Below are 21751 nucleotides of genomic sequence, written 5' to 3'. Positions count from 1 at the left end.
GACCCGGCCCCTTCGTCTGCGACAGCGATCAGCTCGCGCGACGAAGAGCCACGCTCGGGAAGTCGATCGGGACGTCGAGGGCGATGTTCACGTAGTTCGTGAACAGGTTCAGCGCGACCTGGGCGATCGTCTCGACGATCTGCTCGTCGGTCCACCCCTGCGCGCGCACCGCGTCGACATCCGCCGACGACACCTGACCCCGCTCCTCCACCAGCTTGAGCGCGAACGCGAGCAGCGCCGCGGTGCGCGGGTCGTCGGACTCGCCGCTCTGCGCGGCGGTGAGGGCCTCACGGCTGAGGCCCGCCTTCTTGCCGAGGGCGGTGTGCGCGGCGAGGCAGTACTGGCAGGAGTTCCGGTCGGCGACGGCCACGGCGATCTGCTCGCCGATGGCCGGACCGAGCGAGCCGCCGCCGAAGGCGCCGAACGCCCCCCACATGCTGGTGAGAGCCGCGGGAGAGTTGGCGACGGCGCGGAACATCGCGGGCACGGCCCCGAAGGCGCCAGCGATCTGATCAAGCTGTTCCTTGACGTTTCCGGTGGCGTTGTCACGGTCGATGAGAGGGACGTTGGGCACGGGATGCTCCTTCGGTTGTCGAGTCGGCCCGGATCTGAGCCGACTCCAGTCTTTCGACAATGAGCGGACGATGCGCACCATAACGTCTTGCTTTCATGACATATCGTCCTGGATACTGGGAGCGTGTCCGATATCGATCGCCTCTCTCCCCTCCTCGAGCGGTTCCGCGTGCGCACGCGGCTGTTCCACAACGGGCCGCTGTGCGGCACGACGGTGTTCCCGGCGAGCGGTGGACACGGTTTCCTGCACGTGCTGCGACGAGGCGAGATGGAGGTGACGCATCGTCGGGCCGACGGCAGCAGCGAGCGCGCGCTCATCTCACGGCCGAGCCTGCTGTTCTTCCCGCGGCCGGTCGACCACTCGTTCCTGAACGCGCCGACCGAGGAGTCCGACTTCGCCTGCGCGACTCTCGATTTCGACGGCGGCGCGACCCACCCGCTGGTCCGCACACTGCCATCGTCGATCGTGCTGCCCCTCGATGAGGTCGAGACTCTCGGCCCCGCACTCGACCTGATGTTCTCTGAGGTCGACAACGTGCGGTGCGGACGCCCGCTGGTGGCGGACCGCATGTTCGAGGTCGTGCTCATCCAGCTGCTTCGATGGATGCTCGATCACGCTGAGCAGCTCGACCTCGCACCGGGGCTCATCCCCGGCCTCGCCGACGAGCGGCTCGCCCCCGCGCTCGTCGCCATGCACGAGGAACCGGGGGAAGCGTGGAGCCTGGAGTCCCTCGCCCGCACGGCGAACATGTCGCGCAGCGCGTTCGCCGCGCGATTCAAGGAGGTGCTCGGACGCTCGCCCGGCGACTACCTCACCGAGTGGCGGCTCACGATCGCACAGGAGCAGCTGCGTGGCGGCATGTCGGTGAGCGCGGTCGCGGCGCAGCTCGGCTACGCGAGCTCCTCCGCCTTTTCTCGGGTCTTCGCCCAGCGCATCGGACACTCGCCGAGGACGTGGCTGACGCTGGCCGCCTGAGGGTGTGCGTTCCGGCGCCGGGCCGTTGAGAGGTGGAGGCAGGAATCGAACCTGCGTGCACGGTCTTGCGGACCGCGACCTGGCCACTCGGTCACTCCACCGGGTCGGACGAGCTCAGCGCTGAGGCGGTGAGTACCCGTCCAGGAAGGCACCGAGACGTCGGAGTGCATCGGTGAGCACATCGGCCTCCGGGAGGAAGGCGATGCGGAGGTGATCGGGAGTCTGCAGATTGAAGGCCCGCCCATGCACGAGGAGGATCCGCTCGGCGTCGAGGAAGTCCAGCACCAGCCGCTCGTCGTCGACGATGCCGTGCACCTCCGGGTCGAGGCGAGGGAACAGGTACAGTCCCCCGCCCGCCACCTGCACGTCCAACCCGGCAATCCCGCCGAGTGCGTCGAGCGCGGCATCCCGCTGCCGCGTGAGCCGTCCGTCCTGCGCGACCAGCTCGTCGAGCGAGGCATCATGGGTCAGCGCCGCGGTGATCGCGTGCTGCGCCGGAACGGAGGCGCACATGCGCATCGAGGCGAGCAGACGCACCCCGGAGAGGAAGGGATCGTCGGAGTGGAATCCGGTCGCGGTCATCCACGCGGCGCGATAGCCCGCGACCCGGTGCGTCTTCGAGAGTCCCGCGAAGGTGACGCAGGGCACGTCAGGAGCGACCTGTGCGGTCGAGACGTGCTCGAACCCCGGGTAGACGACGCGGTCGTAGATCTCGTCGGAGAGCAGCAGCAGGCCATGCCGCCGCGCGAGCTCGGCGATCTGCTCGAGAACCTGTCGCCCGTACACCGCGCCGGTCGGGTTGTTCGGGTTGATCACGACGATGGCCACAGTCCGAGGACCGATCGATGCCTCCATCGCCGCGAGGTCCGGCGCCCACCCCTCGGCTTCGATGCACGGGTAGTGCACCGCCCGCCCACCGGCCAGCACCGTCGATGCCGTCCACAGCGGGTAGTCGGGACTCGGGATCAGCACCTCGTCGCCGGGCTCGAGCAACGCCTGCAGCGTGAGGCCAACGAGTTCCGAGACACCGTTGCCGACGGTGATGTCATCGATGGCAAGCGCGGGGAAGCCCGGGCGGAGGGCATAGTGCGCGCTGATCGCCTCGCGCGTCTCCGGAAGCCCCGCGGACTCGGAGTAGCCGTGCGCATGGGGCAGGGCTGAGCGGAGCGCCTCGACGATGGCCGGAGGAGCATCGAACCCGAACGGTGCCGGGTTGCCGATGTTGAGACGGAGGATGGACTCCCCGCGCTTCTCCAGCTCGGCCGCCCGGTCGGCGACCGGGCCACGCAGGTCGTACAGCACACCTTCCAGGCGCGAAGAGCGACCGATGCGCGATTCGGCGCCCCGAGGCCGGCCGGCCATCATGCGTCCGCTCCGGACGAGTGCGACCCGCCGGCTACAGCCACGAGATCGTCCACGAGTCGCTGAGTCTCGGCATCATCGAGGGCGTGCACGGTCAGACGGAGATGCGTGGAGCCCTGCGCGCTCTCGGTGTCCAGGGCGAACTCGGAGCCGGGCCGCACGAGCCACCCGCGCGACGCGAGACGTCGACCGACCTTGGTCGCATCGTCGCGGACATCGACCCACACGTTGAGGCCACTGTCCGCCTGCGCCTGGACGCCGCGCGCAACGAGCTTCGACACGAAGGCCTCGTTCCGTCCGGCATAGTGCTCGCCCGCTGCGACGATCGACCGCTGCACCTCGTCATCGCGCAGCATCGCTGCCGCAAGCCGCTGCATCACATGACTCACCCACATCGTTCCGGGGCTGAGCCGCAACGCGAGACGTCGCGCGGTCACCGGATCGGATGCCGTGACCGCCAGGCGCATGTCCGGCCCCAGGAACTTCGACACCGAACGCACCAGCGCCCACCGCTGCTGCGTCGGCGCGATGATGCTGGCGTAAGGCGTGGGGTCGAGCAGCGAGAAGTGGTCGTCTTCGATGACCAGGACATGAGGATGGTCGGCGAGGACTTCGCGCAGCGCGAGAGCCCTGGCCGCGCTGGTGCCGACGCCCGTGGGGTTGTGCGCGCGAGGGGTGCAGACGATCGCGCGCGCACCGCTCTCGAGTGCAGCCCTCAGGCCCGCGACGGTCATGCCCTCGCGATCGACCGGGATGGCGACCGGCACATATCCGGCGAGCCGCGCCGTATGGATGCTGGAGAGGAAGCACGGATCCTCGAGGCCGACCCGGTCGCCCTGCACGAGCGTCTGCGCGAGGAGACGCTCGACGGCGTCCACCGCTCCTGCGGTGATCGACAGCCGGAACGGACGCGGGTGATCGGCGGCGAGCCAGTCGGTCGCCCATTCGGCCAGGTCGGGGTCTATCACCGATTCGCCGTAGAGCACGTGCCCCGGAGTGACCGTGGCGAACGCGGCCGCGAGGTCGGGAAGACGCGCGGCATCGGGGTTGCCGCTGCCGATGTCGCGCAGCACCGAGCCCGGGGTGAACCCCTCGTCATGATTCTCCGCCGGCCCGAGCACGGTGGTCCCGGTGCGACCGCCCGTGGCGGCGATGCGCGCGGTGACCAGCGATCGATAGGCGGCCAGCACCGTGTTCCGGTTCACGCCGAGGCGGGCCGCGAGGGAACGCACGGGCGGCAGCTGATCGCCCGGAGCATAGGCCCCGCGCTCGACGAGGTCGCGCACGCTCTCGGAGATCTCCGCAGCGGTCGAGCCCACGATCGCCTCCGAGACTTCTTCACGATCCGGTGCCTGAGCCATGCTTCGACCGTAGGGGATCGTTTGACCTATGTCAAAACTCGACTCGTTGTTTTCGAGATCGTACGGGTGCACGTCGGAGGCCCGGTGCACGATGGGACCATGAGCGACGGCTACGACGCGGAGTTCCTCGGGACGCCCCTCCCCCTCCCGCGCCCTGGGCACGACGTGCGCACACTCCCTTACCCCCGGTTCACGGTGCTGCTCGACCCTGAGCGGCGCCTGGCAGCGGTCACGGCCGTGAACATCGACGGCGCCACGTTGCAGAGCCTCCCCCGCACCGGCGACTGGCGGCTGGACGAACGCCTGCGGCCCGACGAGCAGACCGGGCCCGAGGTGTACGCCCGCAACGATCTCGACCGCGGACACCTCGTGCGCCGACGCGATCCGGGCTGGGGACCGCCTGCCACCGCCCGCGCGGCCAGCGAAGCGACCTTCTTCTACCCGAACGCGGCTCCGCAGGCGGCCGGGTTCAACCAGTCCAAGGAGCTCTGGCTCGGCCTGGAGGATCACGTGCTCGCCTATGCGGAGAGCACCGACCAGCGGGTGTCGGTGTTCACCGCGCCGGTGCTCGAGGACAGCGACCCTCCCTACCGCGGTATCCGAGTGCCGCTCCGGTTCTGGAAGGTGGCGGCCTGGCGAGGACCGGATGGGTTCGCCGCAGCCGGCTTCGTCCTCGATCAGTCCGACCTGGTCGACACCCGCGAGGAGCAGAAAGCCGTCCCGCCGCTCGGCGGCTTCCGCACGTTCCAGGTGCCGATCATCGACATCGCCGCCCTCACCGGCGTCGACCTCGGCGCACTGACCGAGGCCGACGTGCTCGCGCGACCGGGCGCCCGTGAGACGGGATGGCTGCCCCTCGACACGGCGAAGGACATCGTGCTCTGAGGCGAGCGCGGCGCCTCAGACTCCGGCGCGCACCGACTCCAGCGACGGGTAGTCGGTGTACCCCTCCGCCGTGCGACCGTAGAACAGCTCGGGGCGCGGAGGGTTGAGCTCGGCCCCCTGGGTCCAGCGCTCCACCAGGTCGGGGTTGGCGATCACGGGACGGCCGGCGGCGACGGCATCCGCCCACCCGTCGTCCACGAGGCTCTCGGCGGCATCCCTGGTCGTGTCGATCCCGAAGCCGGTGTTGACGATCAGCGGCGCACCGGCCGTGCGGCGGATGTGCTGCACGAGCTCGCCGGCGGGGTCTACGTGGAGCACGTCGACGAACGCGAGACCGAGAGGTGCGAGCCCTTCGGCGACCGCGGTGTAGGTCGCGTGCACGTCGGCGGCGTCCTCTTCCAGCACACCCTGGATGTTGTGCTGCGGCGAAAGGCGGATGCCGGTGCGATCGGCTCCGATCGCCGCAGCGACGGCCTCCGTGACCTCGATCGCGAAGCGTGCCCGGTTCGCGGGTGATCCGCCGTAGCCGTCGTCACGCGTGTTCGACACCGGAGACAGGAACTCGTGCACCAGGTACCCGTTCGCGCCGTGCACCTCGACGCCGTCGAAGCCCGCGGCGATCGCGTTGCGCGCCGCCTGGGCGAACTGCTCGACGACGACGGGGATCTCCGCGAGGGTGAGCGCATGCGCGACCGGGAGATCGGCCCTGCCCTGCGGCGTGCGCGTCTGTCCGGGGGCGGCGAGCGCGCTCGGGGCCACGACGCGCGCCTCGCCCGAGATCGCGGGGTGCCCCACGCGTCCCCCGTGCATGAGCTGCATGACGATGGTTCCGCCCTCGTCGTGCACGGCGTCGGCGATCTGCTTCCATCCGTCGATCTGCGCCGGGGTGACGATGCCGGGCTGACCAGGGTACGACTTGCCCTCCGCAGCCGGCCAGGTGCCTTCGGAGATGATCAGGCCCTGCCCCGCACGCTGGCGGTAGTACTGCGCCATGGTCTCGGTCGGCACACCCTCGTCGTCTGCGCGGGTGCGCGTGAGGGGCGCCATCACGACGCGGTTGGACAGCTGCAGGGCGCCGAAAACGGCGGGTTCGTAGAGAGTCACAGTGGGAGACAAGGCACGGGCGGAGCGCTGTATTCCCTGCGGCATCTCACCTCGCCGGCCGTCTCACCTCGCCGCCGACGCCTCTCCGCCCCCGAGCCCGGCGAGCAGGTCGGCGAAGTGGTCGAGGTCGGCCGCGGTCCAGTTGCGCAGCCGCTCTCCGATGCGTCCTTCATACTGCGAGCGGGCGAGGGCCACGCGCTCCTGGGCGAGATCGGTCGCGACGAGGACGCGAGCCCTGCGGTCATCCGGGTCCGGCACGCTCTCGACGAGTCCCAGCTGTTCGAGCTGGCGCACCTGACGACTCACCGCGGACTTGTCGGTCTGCAGACGCTCGATGATCGCACCAGCCGAGGTCGCCTTGCCCGTCGCGATGGAGGTGAGGACCTGGTAGCCGAGGGGCTGCAGATCGGGGTGGACGGTCGCCGCCGCCTCGCGCCAGCCGATGCGGATCCGCGCGAACAGACGGCCCAACTCCTGCTCGACCCTGGTGACGGCCTGATCGAGATCTTCGTCGCCGAGCCGATCCGTCGTCGAGGCGGATGCAGGGCGATCGGCAGGGGCGTCGGGAGAGGCGCTCATGCTCGCCAGTGTACGGCGAAGCCCCGCTGCCGATCGTGACAGCGGGGCCTCGGCTCGGACTTCGGCTCAGACTTCGGCGAGCAACCGGAAGGCCTTGGACGCCGCCCGGATCTCCTCGGGAGTCAACTCGTCGATCACGGCCTGAAGGCGGGTGCCGTACTCGCGGCGGACCTCGGCCAGCGCGGTGCATGCCACGGGGGTCGCGCTCAGCACCCGGAGGCGCCCATCCCGCTCATCAGGGCGGGACTCGAGCAGCCCGAGCTCCTCCAGCATCCGCACCTGCCGGCTGATGACCGACTTGTCCATCTCGAACCGCTCCGCGATCTCGTGCGCATTCGCGGTTCCCGCCCGGTCGATGAAGGTGAGCAGCTTGTAGCCGGCCACCTGCAACTCCGGGTGGACCCGGGCCGCGGACTCCCTCCACAGCGACCGGGTCCTCGCGAAGATGAGGTTCAGATGCGCCTGGAGGTCACCGAGCGCACTGTCGACGTCCGCCGACTCCACCGCTCCGGGGGCGAGCATCTCAGCGCTCCTGGTCCCGATCCTCGCGCTCGAGCACGCGTACCGACCCGGTGGTGGGGGACGCCGACTCCGCGCCGTCGATCCGGATGGATCCGGTGGCGAGTGACGCGCCGACCTCGGCCTCGGAGACCTCGATCACCGATTCCTCGGCCTGCTCGAGCATCTGCTCCGCGGCGTTCTTCGTCGACAGCGGCTTGTTCTTGATGAACGCGATCGCGATGATGGCGATCACGGCGAGCGGAATCGCGATGATGAACGCATCCGCGATGCCGTGCCCGTATGCACCCTCGACCATCGCGCGGATGGTGTCGGGCAGCTGGCCTACCTTCGGCACGTCTCCGGAGGCGAGGTGCTTGAGCGCCTCGATCTCGGCAGGTGTCGTCGGCACGAAACCGTCGAGCGCATCGGTGATGTAGTTCGCGACGCTCGTGGACAGCAGCGACCCCATCACGGTGACGCCGATCGTGCCGGCGATCGTGCGGAAGAAGTTCACGTTCGACGACGCAGCGCCCAGCTGCTGCGGCGCAGTGTCGTTCTGCACGATCAGCGTGAGGTTCTGCATGACCATGCCGAGTCCGGCACCGAGCACGAACATGTAGACGGCGACGAGCGGGAACGGCGTGTCGTAGCGCAGGGTGGCCATCAGGCTGACGCCGATGGTGGCGAGGACCGAGCCCGTGAGCATCCAGCCCTTCCACTTGCCGAAACGGCTGACGAGCTGTCCGATGATGATCGACGCGCCCATCTGGCCGATGATCATCGGGATGGTCATGAGGCCGGACTCGGTGGGCGTGGCACCGCGGGCGAGCTGGAAATACTGCGCGAGGAACACCGAGGTGGCGAACATCGAGACGCCGATCGCGATCGATGCGATGACCGACAGGGTGAAGGTGCGGTTGCGGAACAGCGACATCGGCACGATCGGTTCCTTGACGAAGAACTCGACCGTGATGAACGCCGCGATCGCGACCGCCGCGGTGACGATGAGCATGATGCTCGTCGAGGAGTCCCAGTCGAACTGGTTGCCGCCCATGGAGACCCAGATGAGCAGGGTCGAGACGCCGACGGCGAGCAGCACGATGCCGAAGTAGTCGATCGACACCTTGGTGTCACGCTGCGGCTTCGGCAGGTGCAGCGTGAACTGCAGCAGCACGAGGGCGAGGATCGCGAACGGCACGCCGACGAAGAAGTTGGAGCGCCAGCCCCACACGTCGGTGAGGAGTCCGCCGAGCAGCGGGCCGCCGATCGTGCCGAGGGCCATGATGCCGCCGACGACGCCCATGTACTTGCCGCGCTCGCGCGGGGAGATGATGAGCGCGACGGCGATCATCACGAGCGACATGAGGCCGCCCACGCCGATGCCCTGGATGACGCGAACGGCGATGAGCATGTTCGTGTCGGTCGAGAATCCGGCGATCACGGTGCCGACCGTGAAGAGGATGAGGGAGATCTGGACGAGCACCTTGCGGTCCACAAGGTCGGCCAGCTTGCCCCAGATCGGGGTCGAGACGGCGGTGGCGAGAAGGCTCGCGGTGATGACCCAGGTGTACTGGGACTGGGTGCCGCCGAGGTCGGCGATGATGACGGGCATCGAGGTCGACACGACCGTGCCGGAGAGCACGGCGACGAACATGCCGACGACGAGGCCGGAGATCGCGGTGAAGACCTCGCGAGCCGAGCGTGTCTCGGAAGCGGGGATGGGGGTCTGTGTCACGGGGTAACGCTCCTGCGTAGAAAGTTGATCGAGGTCAACCATACGCCTTTAGTTGCCAAAGTGCAACTAAAGGCGTATGCGACGCTGCGGCGAGCGCACCTCCCCCTCGAACACGCCGGGGAGTACCTTGTGAGCGTGTCGACGGATTCGAGGAGTGGGCGGGCGCTCGGTGCCCCGGCAGACCTCGACGCGGTCATCGGCGACGTCGATTGGACGGTGCCGCCCGCTGGCTCGCGGCGGTCCTGGTTCTCTGCGCCGAGCGGAGAACTGTCGGTGATCTCCCTCGGCGACCCCGCGAATCCGCGCGTGGTGCTGGTGCCGGGAGCGACGGGATCGAAGGAGGACTTCGCCCTGATGCTCCCCCTGCTGGCGGAGGCGGGGTACTTCGTGCAGTCGTTCGACCTGGCGGGGCAGTACGAGTCGCACGCCGCCGGTGCGAATGCGAGGTACACCTATGAGCTGTTCACGGGCGATCTGATCGCCTTCCTCGAGGCAGGGACTCGAGCGCACCTGTTGGGGTACTCCTTCGCCGGCACGATCGCCCAGGTCGTCGCCGTCCGCCGTCCTGACCTCGTCCGATCCCTCACCCTGCTCACCACTCCCCCCGGTTCCGGCAACGTGTTCGCGAGCATGAAGTGGCTGGGGCCGCTGGCGCCCATCGCGAGTCCTCGGCGCGGCGCTGGACTCATGATCTGGGGGATCGTGACGAACAAGAACCGCGTCCCGCCGCGGCGACTCGAGTTCGTGCGCTCACGGTTCGCCCTGACGAGCCGTCGCAGTGTCGACGAGATCGTGGGACTCATGATGGTCGCGCCCGACCTGCGCGACCGCGTGCGGGCGCTGCCCGTGCCCAAGCTCGTCGTCGCGGGCTCGCACGACCTGTGGCCCCTGGCCGCGCATGAACGGTACGCGCACGACATCGACGCGGAGTTCCGCGCGTATGCGACGGGGCACAGCCCGAGCGAGACGACACCGCATCAGCTCACCGCCGACCTGCTCGATCTGTACTCCCGCGCGCGCGACTGACTCGCCGCACGCGTCACCGCCCGCTTCACCGGCCGACGGACGATCCACCCGATCGGTCGACCTCGCGACGCGCCTGCCGTCGAAGGCGCAATGACTCCGGCGACAGATGCAGGCGCACGGTGGGCACGACGTAGCTCAACCGCCGCCGGAGCGACGCCCAATCCTGGAACGGTCGGGCCGACACCTCGACGACGAGGTCACGGTCCCGCAGCACCGTCATCTCCGGCCGCACGTGGAACGACAGATCGAAATCATCGTGGATGTTGGTCTCCTCGCGGTGCACCTCGGCGCTCAGCGTGCGCCAGACCGCGGCGCGCATCGCCATGTTCGACCCGTAGAGCGGCGCATGCCCGAGGACGGGCGCCATGGTCGCGTACATGCCGCCGATGTAGAGGTGCTCCCCCATCCAGTGCACGAGCCGCGTCGATCCGTAGAAGCGCGGGTCGCCGGTGAGGAAGTCGACGTCCGGGCGCTCACGGAAAGTCCGCTCGATACGCTCCACCCAGTCAGGGTGGGGGCGGGAGTCGGCGTCGAGCCTCGCGATGATGTCGCCCGTGGCTGCGTCATAACCGGCCGCCGATGCTCGGGGTATCCCCGGAATCGGCTCGCTCACCACCCGCGCGCCGAACCTCTCGGCCACGTCGACCGTGTCATCGCTGCTGCCGTTGTCGACGATGACGATCTCGTCGGCGTGCCGGGTCTGCCGTGCGAGAGCGGCGAGGCACACCTCGAGCAGCCGGGCGTCGTCGCGCACGGGGATGACCACCGAGACGGAGCGCGGGAACACGGACACCATCGTTCTCCTCCCCCTGGACCGGCGGTTTCCAGACACAGTCTCCTCTGTGGACGGCCGAGCGCGGCGATTGAGCGAGGATGGTCGGATGATCCGTGTCGTCCTGTTCGACCTCGATGGCGTGATCCGGCACTTCGACGCCAGGAACACGGCGATGATCGAGCGCCGCTACGATCTCGCCCCCGGAGACATCGAGCGCATCGCCTTCGCCCGCCCGCTGATCGACGAGGTCACGACCGGCCGCATCACGAGAGCCGAGTGGGTGCGCCGTATCGGCGCGCGGGTCGGGACGGCTGCTGCCGAAGAGTGGAGCGCGCAGCCCGCGGCGATCGACGACGGCGTCGTGGAGCTGATCGACGACGTCCGGGAGACAGGAGTCCGCACCGCCGTACTCACCAACGGCACGGACACGATCCCCGCCGAGATCGCGGCCCACGGCATCGCCTCCCGGTTCGACGCGGTCTTCAACTCCGCCGAGATCGGATACGCGAAGCCCGACACCCGGGCGTTCCGTCACGTGCTCGACGCGCTCGACGTGAAGGCGGCCGAGGTCTTCTTCACCGACGATTCGGCGTCCAAACTCGTGGGAGCGCAGCACCTTTCCATCAACACCCATCACTTCGCCGGAGTCGACGATCTGCGCGCACACCTCGCCAGGGCGGGCGTGGACGTCGCGGCGAACGGAGGCAGAGTTCGCAGCTGAGGGGTTCGGAGCGGAGTGCCCCTACGCGTCGGGCGAAGACCGGTCGGCGCCGAGACGCAGGTGCAGCAGCGGATACGGTCGACCCGCCTCGTCCGTCTCGCTGCGACCGACGACCTCGAACCCGCGGTGGACATAGAACCCGGCGGCCGAGACGTTCTGTTCGTTGACGTCGACCGCCGTGACGCCCCGTTCCTCGATCGCGTGGGCGAGGAGTACCGTGCCGATCCCACCGCCGCGTGCGGCCGCATCGACGAACAGCATCTCGAGTTTCCCGTCGAGCACGCCGAAGAATCCCACCGGTCGACCTTCGCGCTCCGCCACCGAGAGGGCGACCGCGGGGAAGTAGTCCGAAGCGAGTCTGGCCTCGATCGCGTTCCGATCCGCTTCCGCGAGGAAGTCGTGCGTGGCGTCGACGGCGCTCCGCCAGATCGCGACGAGCGCTGGGTACTCCTCCGGCCCGTGCGACGGTCGAACGGTGAGATCGGTCATGCGAGTTCCTTCCGGGACGACATCGGTACATCCTTCCAGAGCACGCAGCGACCCTGTGTCGCTTGTCGCCGAGCCCTCGCCTGCTGCCCCGTCAGTACACGGTCCCCATCGCCGCACGCACCTCGTCGAGGGTGACGTCCGCGATCGCACGGGCGTGCTCGTTGCCGCGCTGCAGAACGGAGCGCACGAGGTCCCCGTCCGCCGCGAGTTCTCGCCGTCGGGCCCGCAGAGGCGCCAGGAAGTCGTTCACCGCCGTCGCGGTCAGCGCCTTCAGCTCGCCGCTGCCACCGTCTCCGACGGCAGCGGCCAGCTCCTCGGGCACGGCGCCCAGGCACAGAGCGGCCGTCGACAGCAGCGCCGAGACGCCGGGCCGACGCTCCGGGTCGAACGTGATCCGCCGATCCTGATCCGTCCGCGTGCGTCGGATCACGGCGACCGTCTCATCCGCGGTCATCGACAGGGCGATCGCGTTCCCGTAGCTCTTCGACATCTTGCGACCGTCGAGGCCGGGGACCTCGGGCGTCGCGGTGATCAACGCTTCCGGGATCGGGAAGATCGCCCCGTAGCGTTCGTTGAACCTCCGGGCGATCACCCGCGTCATCTCCACGTGCGGCAGGTTGTCCTTCCCCACCGGCACCAGGTTCCCCTTGCAGAAGAGGATGTCGGCGGCCTGATGCACCGGGTAGGTCAGCAGCAACCCGCTCAGGGCGCGACCCGACGCCTCGAGCTCGGACTTGACCGTGGGGTTCCGGTGCAGTTCGGCTTCGGTGACGAGGCTGAGGAACGGCAACAGCAGCTGGTTCAGCGCAGGGATCGACGAGTGCGTGAAGATCGTCGTCCGCTCTGGATCGATCCCCGCGGCGAGGTAGTCGAGCACGGCGCCGTGCACGTTGTCGCGCACGTGCGCCGTCGTATCCCGATCGGTGATGACCTGGTAGTCGGCGAGCACGAGGAACGCCTCGACCCCGGCATCCTGCAGCCGCACCCGCTCCCGGATCGTGCCGAAGTAGTGCCCGAGGTGCAGTGCCCCGGTCGGGCGCTCCCCCGTGAGCACACGGAACCTCTCCGGATGCCGGGCCACGACGTCGGCGACCTCCGTCGAACGGTGTGCGGTCGCGGTGAACGAATCCATCTGTCTCTCCCTGAATCGGGAGCCGCACGGAGTTCACGGGTGCTGTTCACGAACTGCCGTGCAGCCCATGAACATACGTCAACCGGCTGCTATCGCAGCCACCACCATGCAGAGCGGTTGATCGTCATGGAACAGATGCTATCGCGCACCGCGACCACGAGTTCACGGAGCGAGCCCCCGGTGACCGCTCAGGGCGTGAGCCGGTGCAGGTCGCGCGGGAACAGCGTCACCTCCCGGATGTTCGACGCCTCGATGAGCCGCGACACCCAGCGCTCCAGCCCGATCGCGAAGCCGCCGTGCGGGGGCATGCCGTGCGCGAACGCGGAGAGGTACGAGGCGTAGGCATCGGGCGACTCACCGCGCGCCTCGATGGCGGCGACGTAGTCGGAGTGCCGGTGCAGTCGCTGTCCGCCGGTGACGAGTTCGAGCCCACGGAAGATCAGGTCGAAGCTGTTGCTCCAGCGCGGGTCGTCGGTCTGGGGGTGCGTGTAGAACGGGCGTTTGCGCATCGGGTACCCCTCGACAGCGAGCACGTCGCTGCCGTACCGCTCCCGCGCCCACTCCCCCAGCGCGCGCTCGTGCGCCGGCGCGAGGTCGGGCTCGTCTTCCGGGGCGCCGACCCGTCGAAGCGCGTCCTGGAAGTGGATCACCGGGATCTCGTCGGGGATCGCGGGGAGCGCGATGTCGAGGCGCTCGACGGCGTCGCCGCTCTCGGTGCGGATGCCGTCGATCATGCCCGCCAGCACCCGATGCAGCAGCGCGAGCACATCGCGGTGGTCGCGGATGAAGCCGAGCTCGGCGTCGAGCGACACGTACTCGGCGAGATGTCTCACCGTGTCGTGCGGCTCCGCACGGAACACCGGGCCTGTCTCGTAGACGCGCTCGAAGACGCCGACGAGTTGCTGCTTGAAGAACTGCGGGCTCTGCGCGAGGTACGCGGTCGAGCCGAAGTAGTCGACCGGGAACACGTTCGCCCCCGACTCCGTCACGGAGTCGACGAGCTTCGGCGTCTGGATCTCGGTGAATCCCTCGGCGTCGAGCGTGCGACGGAATCCGCGCAGGCTCGCCGCGGCGAGCTCCCACTTCGCCCGCTGCGCAGGGTGGCGCCAGGTGACGGCGGCATGGTCGAGCACGGTCGGCAGCGCCGCGTCGAGCGTGGGACGCCAGAGCTCGACGACCGGCGTGCGCGCAGGTTCGGAGAGCAGGGTGATCTCCGGCGCCGTCACCTCGATCCCGCCGGGGGCATGGGCGTTCGCGGTGGCCGTGCCTTCGATGCGCACGACCGTCTCCTCACCGGGCAGACCATCCACCGGCAGCTGTTCGGGTCGGAACACGATCTGCGCGAGCCCCGTGCGGTCGCGCAGGATCAGGAACGACACGGTGGCGAGTTCCCTGCGCCGATGAACGTGACCCAGGAGCGTGATCCGGGCGCCATCGGGCATGGTGGAGAGTTCCGTGGCGAGCGTGCGGGCGGGGTCGGATGGCGACATGATTCCTCCAGGTGGCGAAAGCCCTGGAGGTGCGGGCGGGGGCTAGATCGCGGTGCCACCACACCTTCGCCGATCGCTCATCGGCCTCTCGTCGATACGCCGGACGCGCGGGAGCCGCTCGCCCCGAGAGGCCGAGGGTCGTCACTCCTCGCAGCTGCCGCCGCCAGCGTATCATCGGGCTCCGGCTCGCTCACCTCGCTCCCGCCTCGCGTCTCGCTCACCAGCACGGCCGCGACACCCGCCGCGCAGAGTCCGAATCCGAGGAGGGTGACGCCGGTGAGCGGCTCGCCGAGGAGGAGCGCCCCCGCTGCCGCGGTGGTCGGTGCGACGAGGAACAGCAGCGCGTTGAGCGCTGTGATGCCCACCCGGCGGAGCAGCCACCAGTACAGCCCGTACGCGGCGAGCGTCGGAGAGGCGGCCGCGAACCCTGCTGCCAGCCAGAACGATACCGACGCCGGAGGAACGAGAGCCCCGGACACCGCGGCGATCGGCACGAGCGCCACGGTCGTCACCGTCACGTGGATGGCCAGGGTCAGGAGGGTTCCGGTGCGCGGAGCCGAGCGCCGTTGCAGGAAGGTGCCGACGATCAGGCACGCCATCGCGAGAGCGGGCCAGACGTAAGCGGCGGGATGCGCCTCTGAATCGTCGAGCTGCGACCGCACCACCAGCAGGACACCGCCGGCTCCGACCACGAGTCCGAGCCACTGCGCACCGCGCACACGCAACCCGAGCAGCGGCCCGACGAGGACCGCGACGATGAGCGGCTGCACCGCATCGATCAGCGCGGTCGTTCCGGTCGCGACCCCCGCGGCGATCGCCGCGTAGACCGACACGCAGTACCCGAACTGCGCGAACAGGCCGATGAGCGCCTGCCGCCCGAGATCCGCCCGGCTCACGCCTCGCGCTGCCCCTGTGGCGGCGACGGCCACGAGCAGGACCACGGCCAGCGGCACGAATCGCCAGACGAGCAGTGTCAGGGGAGAGACGGCGTCGACGGCGATCGCGGGCACGAGGAATCCGGAGCTCCAGGTCACCACGAACGCCGCGGCCGCCAGAACCGTCACCATGCCGTGAAGTAGACCGATCAGTTTACTCATCTGTGTGACTATACAGGTCGGTTTACTCAGCGGCTATAGTGGAGGCATGGCCGTCCCGGTACCCGAACTCGCCCCGCTCACGCCGGGCGCCACACGCGTGCTCGACGCGGCGTCCCGGCTCTTCTACGAGCGCGGCATCCACGCCGTCGGCGTCGACACGATCGCAGAGGCGGCCGGGGTCACGAAGAAGACGCTCTACGACCGCTTCGGGTCGAAGGAGGCCCTGGTCGTCTCCTACCTGCAGCACCGCGACGCCCTGTGGCGCGCCCACGTCGCACGACACCTGGAATCCGTCTCCGGACCCGGGGTCGAGCGGGTGCTCGCCGTATTCGACGCCGCGATCACCTGGTCCGACGAGTACAGCCCGAAAGGGTGCAGCGCCATCAACGCGCGGGCGGAGATCGGCGACGGCCACGACGGTCACCCGGTCTTCCCCGAGGTGTCGCGCCAGAAGGCGTGGCTGCTCGACCTCTTCCTCGAGCTGTGCCGCGAGGCCGGGGTCACCGAACCCGAGCTGATGTCGAAGGCGATGATGCTGCTCTACGAGGGCGCGATCGTCACGGTCGGCATGGAGACGTTCAGCGAGCCGTTCGTCGTCGCACGGCGACTCGCGCGCTCGACCCTGGTGGATCAGGATCGAGGCTGACCCGCCCCCCTCAGCTGTTCGAGGGGCGAGGAACCCTGCGACGCAGGAGCGGCACGACGGCGGACGCCACCACGACGATCGCGGCGGCGAGCGCAGCCGTGCCGAAACCGCCCGTCGCTACGACGGCGATCGTTCCGAGCACCGCGATGCCGAGACCTCCACCGAGGGCGAAGCCGACCTCCTGGATCGCTCCGACCTGTCCGGCGTCGTCTTCGACGGTGACGTCGAACAGCGCGGTCGCGGCGAGCGTCGCGCCGATGCCGAACCCCAGACCGACGAGCACCAGCGGAGCAGCCACGACCTCGGGGTCGGTGAACAGCCACAGCATCCCGACCGCCTGCAGCAGGAGCGCACCCACGGTCAGGGTCTCGGTCCGCAGCCAGCGGAGCGCGATCGGGGCGATCACCCCGCCGATGGCGATCGCGGCGGCCTGCGGCAGGATCGCGAGGCCGGCCTCCGCCGCGGTCCAGCCCCTCGTGTCCTGCAGATGCAGGCTGACGAGCAGGACGGACGCCGAGGACACCCCGCTGGCGACGAGGATGCGGGTGATCGCGGGGCTGAAGCCGGGGATCGCGAACAGGCGCATGTCGATGAGCGGTTCGGGCAGTCGGCGCTGGCGCAGGATGAAGTACACGAGGCTGCCGACAGCGACCACCGCAGCGATCACCGCCGGCACGGGGGCGGCGAGCGCCTCATGCAGTGCGAAGGCGAGTGCGCCGAGGGCCACGATCGACGTGACGATGCTCGGGAGATCCCACGACGGCGTCCGCGCGCTGCGGGAGTCGGGCACCAGCCACACGGCCAGCACTCCGGCGAGCGCCGCCAGCGGGACGCTCCCCAGCAGCAGCCAGCGCCACCCTGGACCCTCCGCCAGGAGTCCGCCGAGAACGGGACCGAGCGCGCTGCCCACTCCGAAGGTCGCGGTCCACAGCCCATAGGCGAGCACCCGCTCCCTGGCGTGATACTTGGCCCCGATCGTGGCGACCACCCCGGCGACGACGAACGCCTCGGCCACACCGAGGAGCGCCCGGATCACGATGAGCAGCAGACCGCTCTGCGCGAATCCGCCCACCGCGTTGAGCACGGCGAATCCGCCGAGACCGATCAGCACGATCCGTTTGCGCCCGAAGGCGTCGCCGATCCGCGCAGCGAGGATGAGGGTGGCGGCGAGGGAGAGTGCATAGACGTCGGCCAGCCAGAGCCCCTCGGTGTCGCTGAGTGCCAGCTCGCCGCGGATGGCCGGGAGCGCCGTGGAGACGCTGCTGATGGCGAGGGCGCCGATGAGTATTCCGAGGAGCAGGGGCACCATCGCGAACCAGAGACGGAGGGTCGAACGCGACGGGGACTGAGTGGGGGTGGAAGTCACGTGCTCAGTCTGTAAAGTACAGACAGAAGCTGCAAGTACTGTCATTTCTGTCACGTACTGACACTTCGGATACCGAGAAGGACGACAGAGGAGCGTGCGATGCGGGAGAAGACCGAGCGGATCGTGCGCGAGTGGTCGGAGTCATGCGATGCGGAAGTGTCCATCGCTGTGCTCGGCGGCGCCTGGAAACCGAGCATCCTCACGCTGCTGGGCGAGCACGAGGTGCTGCGGTTCGGGGAACTCGGCCGCCTGTTGGAGAACCCGACAGCCCGCGTGCTCACCCGACAGCTGCGCGAGCTGGAGGAAGACGGCCTCATCACCCGCACCGTCTACCGGCAGGTGCCGCCGAAGGTCGAGTACCGCCTCAGCGAGCTGGGCACGAGCGCGACGCCCCTGCTCGTCGAGTTGACGCGGTGGGGCACGCAGTACGCCGAGCAGCAGCGCGCTGCGACGACCGTCTCCTGAGCCCGCGGTGTGAGTTCGCGGGGGCCGGTCACTCGCTGTCGAGGAAAACCCCGACGTGATCGGCCTCGTACACGAACTGCAGCGCCGTCCCGTCGGGGAAGCGCTCGGTCAGCTCCTTGGGCATGTTGGTGTCGAACGGCACCTCGACGGTCGCGGGGAACGCGCCGACGGCGCACCCCGTGTACATGGGCCCGTCATAGGTCCAGCCGTTGGACGAGTCGAAGTCGTCCTTGTCCGGCACCTGATCCGCTCTGGCCACCGTGAGGCAGTCCGAGCCGACCGAACCGTTGTAGTAACCGCCTGAGCTCTCCACGATGACCAACCCGTAGAAGTCGAACACCGCGGAGCTCGGACCCACCCCCATCCATCCGGCCGGGATCACCACGTCGGAGGTCGCGTCGAGCGTGGCGATCTGCGGAGCGCCAGCGGAGGAGGCGACGGGGGTGACCTTCACCAAGGCGAACGTGACGGCAGCCGACATCGCTGCCGCCGCGACGATCGCGACCACCCACAGGATCCTCGTCGTGCGCACCGAGAACCACGCCGCCAGACGCTCGGCGGGTTCCGCCGTCGGCGGGGCCGCATCGGCGTCGTCGGCCGAGGTGTCGAAGACGCCGAGCGCATCGTCTTCCGCGTCCTCGGGCTGTCGCCTCGACCGTCTGGTGCGGATCACCGGTTCCACAGCGCGCATCGGCTCCGAGTCGATGGTCTCCATCGCCGGTGCGGGCGGGACGACGTCCTCGGCCCTGGGCCTCGGCTGTCTCCGTGCCTCCAGCTGCTGGAGCCGTCGGAGTGCGGCGGGATCGTCCTCGATGTCCGCCGTCGGACCATAGGCGCGGGCCCGGAGGGCGCGAAGCTCTTCATCAGCCGCAGTGCTCATCTCCGGCATCGTCTCACACGGCGGAGCTCAGCCGCAGAACGCCGAGGCCGAGTCCTTGAGCTGTTCGATCGCTTCGACCGTCTCCGGAGCCTGCAGGTCTGTCATGCCGCCGATCTGCGTGGCGCCGGAGCGGATCAGATCGCCCAGCTGTCCGTCGACGTTCGCCGCGATCCCCTCGAGCGAGGCGACGAGGTCGTCGCGTGCGGCGTCGGCCTGCTCGGCCGAGACCGCGCCCTGATCGAGCAGCGCCTGGTACTGCCCGTAGGCATCGTCGATCGTGGTGCAGGTCGCCTGCACGTCGATCCCGACGGCGTCGCCCGCCATCTGCGTGACCTGCGAGCAGCCGGCGAGCGCCCCGGCACCGAGTCCGGCAGCGAGGACGAGAGGTAGGACCACGATTCGGCGCATGGCACGAGGGTAGCCGCTCGACCTGACGAGCCCCTGCGACCCGCCTCGGCGCCCCTGCTCGGAGCCGATGCACGGGCGCCGCCGTCTATCATCGCAAGCGCGCGGTGTCCGGGAGGTGGGGTGGGATGAAGGTCATGCTCGTGGACGACGACGCGGAGATCCGTCTCGGTCTCACCACCGCGCTGCGACGTCGCGGTCACACCGTCGAGACCGCCGAGGACGTCGCCTCCGCACGCCTGCTCGCGGAACGCACGACCCCCGACGTCGCGATCATCGACGTCATGCTCCCCGACGGCGACGGGTTCTCGCTGTGCCGGGAGATCCGGGCGCGCTGGGGCTTCCCCACCGTGATGCTGACCGCCCGTGACGAGGATGCCGACGTCGTCGTCGGTCTCGACGCGGGAGCGGACGATTACATCGCCAAGCCGGTCAGCGTGGCCGTGCTCGAGGCGCGTCTTCGGACGGTTCTGCGTCGCAGCTCCCGGCTCAGCGCGGAGCCGCTGCGGGTCGGATCCCTCGAGCTGCACGAGGACTCGGCGGAAGCTCTGGCGGGGGGCGAGGCCCTGCCGCTGAGCGCGACCGAGTTCCGCCTGCTGCATGAGCTGGCGCTGAACGACGGGCACACCCTCAGCCGTTCGCGCCTGATCGACGCCGTCTGGGCGCAGTCACCGCCCGACACCTCCCGCGTCGTCGACACCGCCATCCAGCGGCTGCGTGCGAAGCTGACCGCTGCGAACGTCGCGACTCCGCAGCTGGAGACCGTGCGCGGGATCGGATACCGGCTGCGATGACGGCCCGTCGCCGGCTCACGCTCCGCACCGCCATCGCCCTCGCCCTCATCGGCAGCACGGTCGCCGTCTCCGTCCTCGTCACCGGCGTCGTCGTCTTCACCGCGGGCAGGATCGTCTACGAGTCCAGGCAGCAGGGTCTGCTCGACGAGTTCTCGACGACGGCGGATGCCCTGTTCACGTCCATCTCCACGGTGTCTCCCGAAGACACGTGGAGCTACTACGCCGAGATCCTCCCCGGCGAGACGGTCATCATCGACCTCGGCAGTGGCCGCAGCGCGGGCGAACTCCGACCGGATCAGGTGCCGGACGCCCTGCGCATCGACGACAGCCGCCGCTCCGGCGAGGTGACCTCGCTGATGACCACGCTCGACGACCGAGAGGTGTTCTTCGTCTCCGTCGTCCGCGACGACCTCCCCCAGGACCCGAGCGGCCGCCTCGCCGTGGTCACCGCGTACTCGATGCAGCCGCAGCAGGAGCAGGTGCGGGAGCTGGTCGTCTCCGGGGTGCTCCTCAGCGCGGGCGTCGTGGTCCTCGTCGTCCTGCTCGAGCGCCTGCTGGGCGGTGCGCTGACGCGTCCGCTCCGCCGCCTCGTCGACACGGCGCGGGCCGTGGGCTCCGGCGAGGGCCCTCCGGCGTGGAAGGCGTCGTTCGACGACGTCGACCGTGTGGCCGACGCACTCCGCCTCTCTTCGGAACGCCTGGGCGACACCATCGGGCGGCTTCGACAGCGCGAGGCGGAGTCGAGGCAGCTCGTGAGCGACGTCGCCCACGAGCTGCGCACCCCCCTCACCTCGATGATGGCGGTCGACGAGATGCTCGACGACGACGAGCAGACGACGGCCGAGGAGCGAGCGGTCGCCACAGCGGTCGTGCGCACGGGGACGCGCCGGCTGCACACCCTGATCGAGCACCTGCTCGAGCTCTCCCGCCTCGACGCCGGAGTCGCACGCGTGCACCGCACGACCGTGGTGCTGCACGACCTGCTCGCCGATGTGGTCGACACGACGGGAGTCGACGTCGACGAGCTGTCGGTCGCGCCGAGCCTGCGACTGCGTACCGATGCGGCACGACTGCACACCGTGGTGGCCAATCTGCTCACGAACGCCTCCCGCCACGGGCGCCCGCCGGTCGTCATCCGCGTGCGGGAGGACGGTGACGTGCTGCACATCGACGTCGGCGACCACGGGCCCGGCATCGCCGGCGCCGACAGCGAGCGGGTGTTCGACCGGTTCGTCACGACGGATCGGTCGCGCTCGGACGGCGCCGGGACCGGACTCGGACTCGCGATCGCTCGTGACAACGCCCGCCTCCTCGGCGGTGATCTCGCGCTGCTGTCCGGATCCCCGGGCGCGACCTTCCGGGTGACCGTTCCTCGGCTGTGACACTCGT

At 69.5% G+C, this 21751-nt stretch carries 23 protein-coding genes and 1 tRNA gene; 8 read left to right on the top strand and 16 right to left on the bottom strand.

Features of this window, described 5'->3' with window-relative positions; all coding sequences use genetic code 11:
* Positions 1–28: 28 nt before the first annotated feature.
* Positions 29–574 (bottom strand): carboxymuconolactone decarboxylase family protein, encoded by a 546-nt coding sequence (locus tag AAY78_RS07395; RefSeq protein ID WP_046747658.1) that lies wholly within the window; start codon positions 572–574, stop codon positions 29–31.
* Positions 575–697: 123 nt separating this feature from the next.
* On the opposite strand from AAY78_RS07395, the gene AAY78_RS07390 reads away from it, so the two are divergent.
* Positions 698–1549, top strand: coding sequence for an AraC family transcriptional regulator (locus AAY78_RS07390; RefSeq protein ID WP_046747657.1), 852 nt, complete (start codon positions 698–700; stop codon positions 1547–1549).
* A gap of 30 nt (positions 1550–1579) precedes the next feature.
* On the opposite strand, the gene AAY78_RS07385 is transcribed toward AAY78_RS07390, so the two are convergent.
* From AAY78_RS07385 to AAY78_RS07375, 3 genes are all read right to left on the bottom strand, one after another.
* Positions 1580–1650, bottom strand: a tRNA-Cys gene (locus AAY78_RS07385).
* A gap of 13 nt (positions 1651–1663) precedes the next feature.
* The gene (locus AAY78_RS07380) at positions 1664–2914 is read right to left on the bottom strand and encodes an aminotransferase class I/II-fold pyridoxal phosphate-dependent enzyme (protein ID WP_231589680.1); all 1251 of its coding nucleotides are present in this window, start codon (positions 2912–2914) and stop codon (positions 1664–1666) included.
* Positions 2911–4272, bottom strand: a complete 1362-nt coding sequence (locus AAY78_RS07375; protein WP_046747655.1) for an aminotransferase class I/II-fold pyridoxal phosphate-dependent enzyme — start codon at positions 4270–4272, stop codon at positions 2911–2913. The genes AAY78_RS07380 and AAY78_RS07375 overlap by 4 nt, the downstream gene beginning before the upstream one ends.
* Before the next feature lie 99 nt (positions 4273–4371).
* On the opposite strand from AAY78_RS07375, the gene AAY78_RS07370 reads away from it, so the two are divergent.
* Positions 4372–5157 (top strand): DNA/RNA non-specific endonuclease, encoded by a 786-nt coding sequence (locus tag AAY78_RS07370; protein WP_046747654.1) that lies wholly within the window; start codon positions 4372–4374, stop codon positions 5155–5157.
* Positions 5158–5172: 15 nt separating this feature from the next.
* On the opposite strand, the gene AAY78_RS07365 is transcribed toward AAY78_RS07370, so the two are convergent.
* The 4 genes from AAY78_RS07365 to AAY78_RS07350 all read right to left on the bottom strand — a co-directional run bounded on the left by AAY78_RS07365 (position 5173) and on the right by AAY78_RS07350 (position 9118).
* Positions 5173–6261, bottom strand: a complete 1089-nt coding sequence (locus AAY78_RS07365) for an alkene reductase (protein WP_046747653.1) — start codon at positions 6259–6261, stop codon at positions 5173–5175.
* Between the two features lie 63 nt (positions 6262–6324).
* Positions 6325–6840, bottom strand: coding sequence for a MarR family winged helix-turn-helix transcriptional regulator (locus AAY78_RS07360; protein WP_046747652.1), 516 nt, complete (start codon positions 6838–6840; stop codon positions 6325–6327).
* Positions 6841–6906: 66 nt separating this feature from the next.
* Positions 6907–7362, bottom strand: coding sequence for a MarR family winged helix-turn-helix transcriptional regulator (locus AAY78_RS07355; protein ID WP_046747651.1), 456 nt, complete (start codon positions 7360–7362; stop codon positions 6907–6909).
* 1 nt (position 7363) lies between these two features.
* The gene (locus tag AAY78_RS07350) at positions 7364–9118 is read right to left on the bottom strand and encodes an MDR family MFS transporter (protein WP_218867287.1); all 1755 of its coding nucleotides are present in this window, start codon (positions 9116–9118) and stop codon (positions 7364–7366) included.
* A 93-nt stretch (positions 9119–9211) separates the two neighbouring features.
* Between AAY78_RS07350 and AAY78_RS07345 the strand changes: the two genes are divergently transcribed.
* Positions 9212–10102 carry an alpha/beta fold hydrolase gene (locus tag AAY78_RS07345; RefSeq protein WP_231589679.1) on the top strand — a complete coding sequence of 297 codons (891 nt, stop codon included), beginning with the start codon at positions 9212–9214 and terminating at the stop codon, positions 10100–10102.
* Between the two features lie 25 nt (positions 10103–10127).
* Here the strand turns inward: AAY78_RS07345 and AAY78_RS07340 are convergent, their stop codons facing one another.
* Positions 10128–10898, bottom strand: coding sequence for a glycosyltransferase family 2 protein (locus tag AAY78_RS07340; RefSeq protein ID WP_046747649.1), 771 nt, complete (start codon positions 10896–10898; stop codon positions 10128–10130).
* Positions 10899–10983: 85 nt separating this feature from the next.
* On the opposite strand from AAY78_RS07340, the gene AAY78_RS07335 reads away from it, so the two are divergent.
* Positions 10984–11598 (top strand): HAD family hydrolase, encoded by a 615-nt coding sequence (locus AAY78_RS07335; protein ID WP_046747648.1) that lies wholly within the window; start codon positions 10984–10986, stop codon positions 11596–11598.
* Between the two features lie 21 nt (positions 11599–11619).
* Here AAY78_RS07335 and AAY78_RS07330 read toward each other — a convergent pair whose 3' ends face one another.
* The 4 genes from AAY78_RS07330 to AAY78_RS07315 form a co-directional block, all read right to left on the bottom strand.
* Positions 11620–12087 (bottom strand): acetyltransferase, encoded by a 468-nt coding sequence (locus AAY78_RS07330; protein WP_046747647.1) that lies wholly within the window; start codon positions 12085–12087, stop codon positions 11620–11622.
* Between the two features lie 91 nt (positions 12088–12178).
* Positions 12179–13219 carry a tryptophan--tRNA ligase gene (gene trpS / locus AAY78_RS07325; protein WP_046747646.1) on the bottom strand — a complete coding sequence of 347 codons (1041 nt, stop codon included), beginning with the start codon at positions 13217–13219 and terminating at the stop codon, positions 12179–12181.
* 188 nt (positions 13220–13407) lie between these two features.
* Positions 13408–14709: an aspartate--tRNA(Asn) ligase gene (gene aspS, locus AAY78_RS07320; protein WP_046747645.1), complete on the bottom strand. Its 1302-nt coding sequence runs from the start codon at positions 14707–14709 to the stop codon at positions 13408–13410.
* A 77-nt stretch (positions 14710–14786) separates the two neighbouring features.
* A complete protein-coding gene (locus AAY78_RS07315) occupies positions 14787–15806 on the bottom strand; it encodes a DMT family transporter (RefSeq protein WP_231589678.1) in 1020 nt (339 codons plus the stop codon).
* A gap of 46 nt (positions 15807–15852) precedes the next feature.
* Between AAY78_RS07315 and AAY78_RS07310 the strand changes: the two genes are divergently transcribed.
* The gene (locus AAY78_RS07310; protein ID WP_046747644.1) at positions 15853–16452 is read left to right on the top strand and encodes a TetR/AcrR family transcriptional regulator; all 600 of its coding nucleotides are present in this window, start codon (positions 15853–15855) and stop codon (positions 16450–16452) included.
* Positions 16453–16462: 10 nt separating this feature from the next.
* Here the strand turns inward: AAY78_RS07310 and AAY78_RS07305 are convergent, their stop codons facing one another.
* Positions 16463–17818 (bottom strand): MFS transporter, encoded by a 1356-nt coding sequence (locus tag AAY78_RS07305; RefSeq protein WP_052748687.1) that lies wholly within the window; start codon positions 17816–17818, stop codon positions 16463–16465.
* Between the two features lie 99 nt (positions 17819–17917).
* Here AAY78_RS07305 and AAY78_RS07300 point away from each other — a divergent pair, with 99 nt between their 5' ends.
* Entirely contained in the window at positions 17918–18283 is a 366-nt protein-coding gene (locus AAY78_RS07300; protein WP_046747643.1) for a winged helix-turn-helix transcriptional regulator, read from the top strand.
* Positions 18284–18311: 28 nt separating this feature from the next.
* Here the strand turns inward: AAY78_RS07300 and AAY78_RS07295 are convergent, their stop codons facing one another.
* A complete protein-coding gene (locus AAY78_RS07295; RefSeq protein ID WP_046747642.1) occupies positions 18312–19163 on the bottom strand; it encodes a hypothetical protein in 852 nt (283 codons plus the stop codon).
* A 27-nt stretch (positions 19164–19190) separates the two neighbouring features.
* A complete protein-coding gene (locus AAY78_RS07290; RefSeq protein WP_046747641.1) occupies positions 19191–19571 on the bottom strand; it encodes a hypothetical protein in 381 nt (126 codons plus the stop codon).
* 125 nt (positions 19572–19696) lie between these two features.
* On the opposite strand from AAY78_RS07290, the gene AAY78_RS07285 reads away from it, so the two are divergent.
* Positions 19697–20362, top strand: a complete 666-nt coding sequence (locus AAY78_RS07285; RefSeq protein WP_052748686.1) for a response regulator transcription factor — start codon at positions 19697–19699, stop codon at positions 20360–20362.
* Positions 20359–21744, top strand: coding sequence for a sensor histidine kinase (locus tag AAY78_RS19220; RefSeq protein ID WP_052748685.1), 1386 nt, complete (start codon positions 20359–20361; stop codon positions 21742–21744). Before AAY78_RS07285 ends, AAY78_RS19220 begins: the two co-directional genes overlap by 4 nt.
* Positions 21745–21751: the final 7 nt, after the last annotated feature.

This window comes from Microbacterium sp. Ag1, from assembly GCF_001005635.1.
Lineage (GTDB): Bacteria > Actinomycetota > Actinomycetes > Actinomycetales > Microbacteriaceae > Microbacterium > Microbacterium oxydans.
This window is presented reverse-complemented; position numbering and strand designations above follow the sequence as displayed.

Coding starts and splice junctions, on each gene's coding strand:
- AAY78_RS07315 (WP_231589678.1), bottom strand. CDS start 15,806: ATGAGTAAACTGATCGGTCTACTTCACGGCATGGTGACGGTTCTGGCG.
- AAY78_RS07350 (WP_218867287.1), bottom strand. CDS start 9,118: ATGGTTGACCTCGATCAACTTTCTACGCAGGAGCGTTACCCCGTGACA.
- AAY78_RS07360 (WP_046747652.1), bottom strand. CDS start 6,840: ATGAGCGCCTCTCCCGACGCCCCTGCCGATCGCCCTGCATCCGCCTCG.
- AAY78_RS07375 (WP_046747655.1), bottom strand. CDS start 4,272: ATGGCTCAGGCACCGGATCGTGAAGAAGTCTCGGAGGCGATCGTGGGC.
- AAY78_RS07295 (WP_046747642.1), bottom strand. CDS start 19,163: ATGAGCACTGCGGCTGATGAAGAGCTTCGCGCCCTCCGGGCCCGCGCC.
- AAY78_RS07370 (WP_046747654.1), top strand. CDS start 4,372: ATGAGCGACGGCTACGACGCGGAGTTCCTCGGGACGCCCCTCCCCCTC.
- AAY78_RS07355 (WP_046747651.1), bottom strand. CDS start 7,362: ATGCTCGCCCCCGGAGCGGTGGAGTCGGCGGACGTCGACAGTGCGCTC.
- AAY78_RS07380 (WP_231589680.1), bottom strand. CDS start 2,914: ATGATGGCCGGCCGGCCTCGGGGCGCCGAATCGCGCATCGGTCGCTCT.
- AAY78_RS07330 (WP_046747647.1), bottom strand. CDS start 12,087: ATGACCGATCTCACCGTTCGACCGTCGCACGGGCCGGAGGAGTACCCA.
- AAY78_RS19220 (WP_052748685.1), top strand. CDS start 20,359: ATGACGGCCCGTCGCCGGCTCACGCTCCGCACCGCCATCGCCCTCGCC.
- AAY78_RS07285 (WP_052748686.1), top strand. CDS start 19,697: ATGAAGGTCATGCTCGTGGACGACGACGCGGAGATCCGTCTCGGTCTC.
- aspS (WP_046747645.1), bottom strand. CDS start 14,709: ATGTCGCCATCCGACCCCGCCCGCACGCTCGCCACGGAACTCTCCACC.
- AAY78_RS07300 (WP_046747643.1), top strand. CDS start 17,918: ATGCGGGAGAAGACCGAGCGGATCGTGCGCGAGTGGTCGGAGTCATGC.
- AAY78_RS07340 (WP_046747649.1), bottom strand. CDS start 10,898: ATGGTGTCCGTGTTCCCGCGCTCCGTCTCGGTGGTCATCCCCGTGCGC.
- AAY78_RS07310 (WP_046747644.1), top strand. CDS start 15,853: ATGGCCGTCCCGGTACCCGAACTCGCCCCGCTCACGCCGGGCGCCACA.
- AAY78_RS07290 (WP_046747641.1), bottom strand. CDS start 19,571: ATGCGCCGAATCGTGGTCCTACCTCTCGTCCTCGCTGCCGGACTCGGT.
- AAY78_RS07335 (WP_046747648.1), top strand. CDS start 10,984: ATGATCCGTGTCGTCCTGTTCGACCTCGATGGCGTGATCCGGCACTTC.
- trpS (WP_046747646.1), bottom strand. CDS start 13,219: ATGGATTCGTTCACCGCGACCGCACACCGTTCGACGGAGGTCGCCGAC.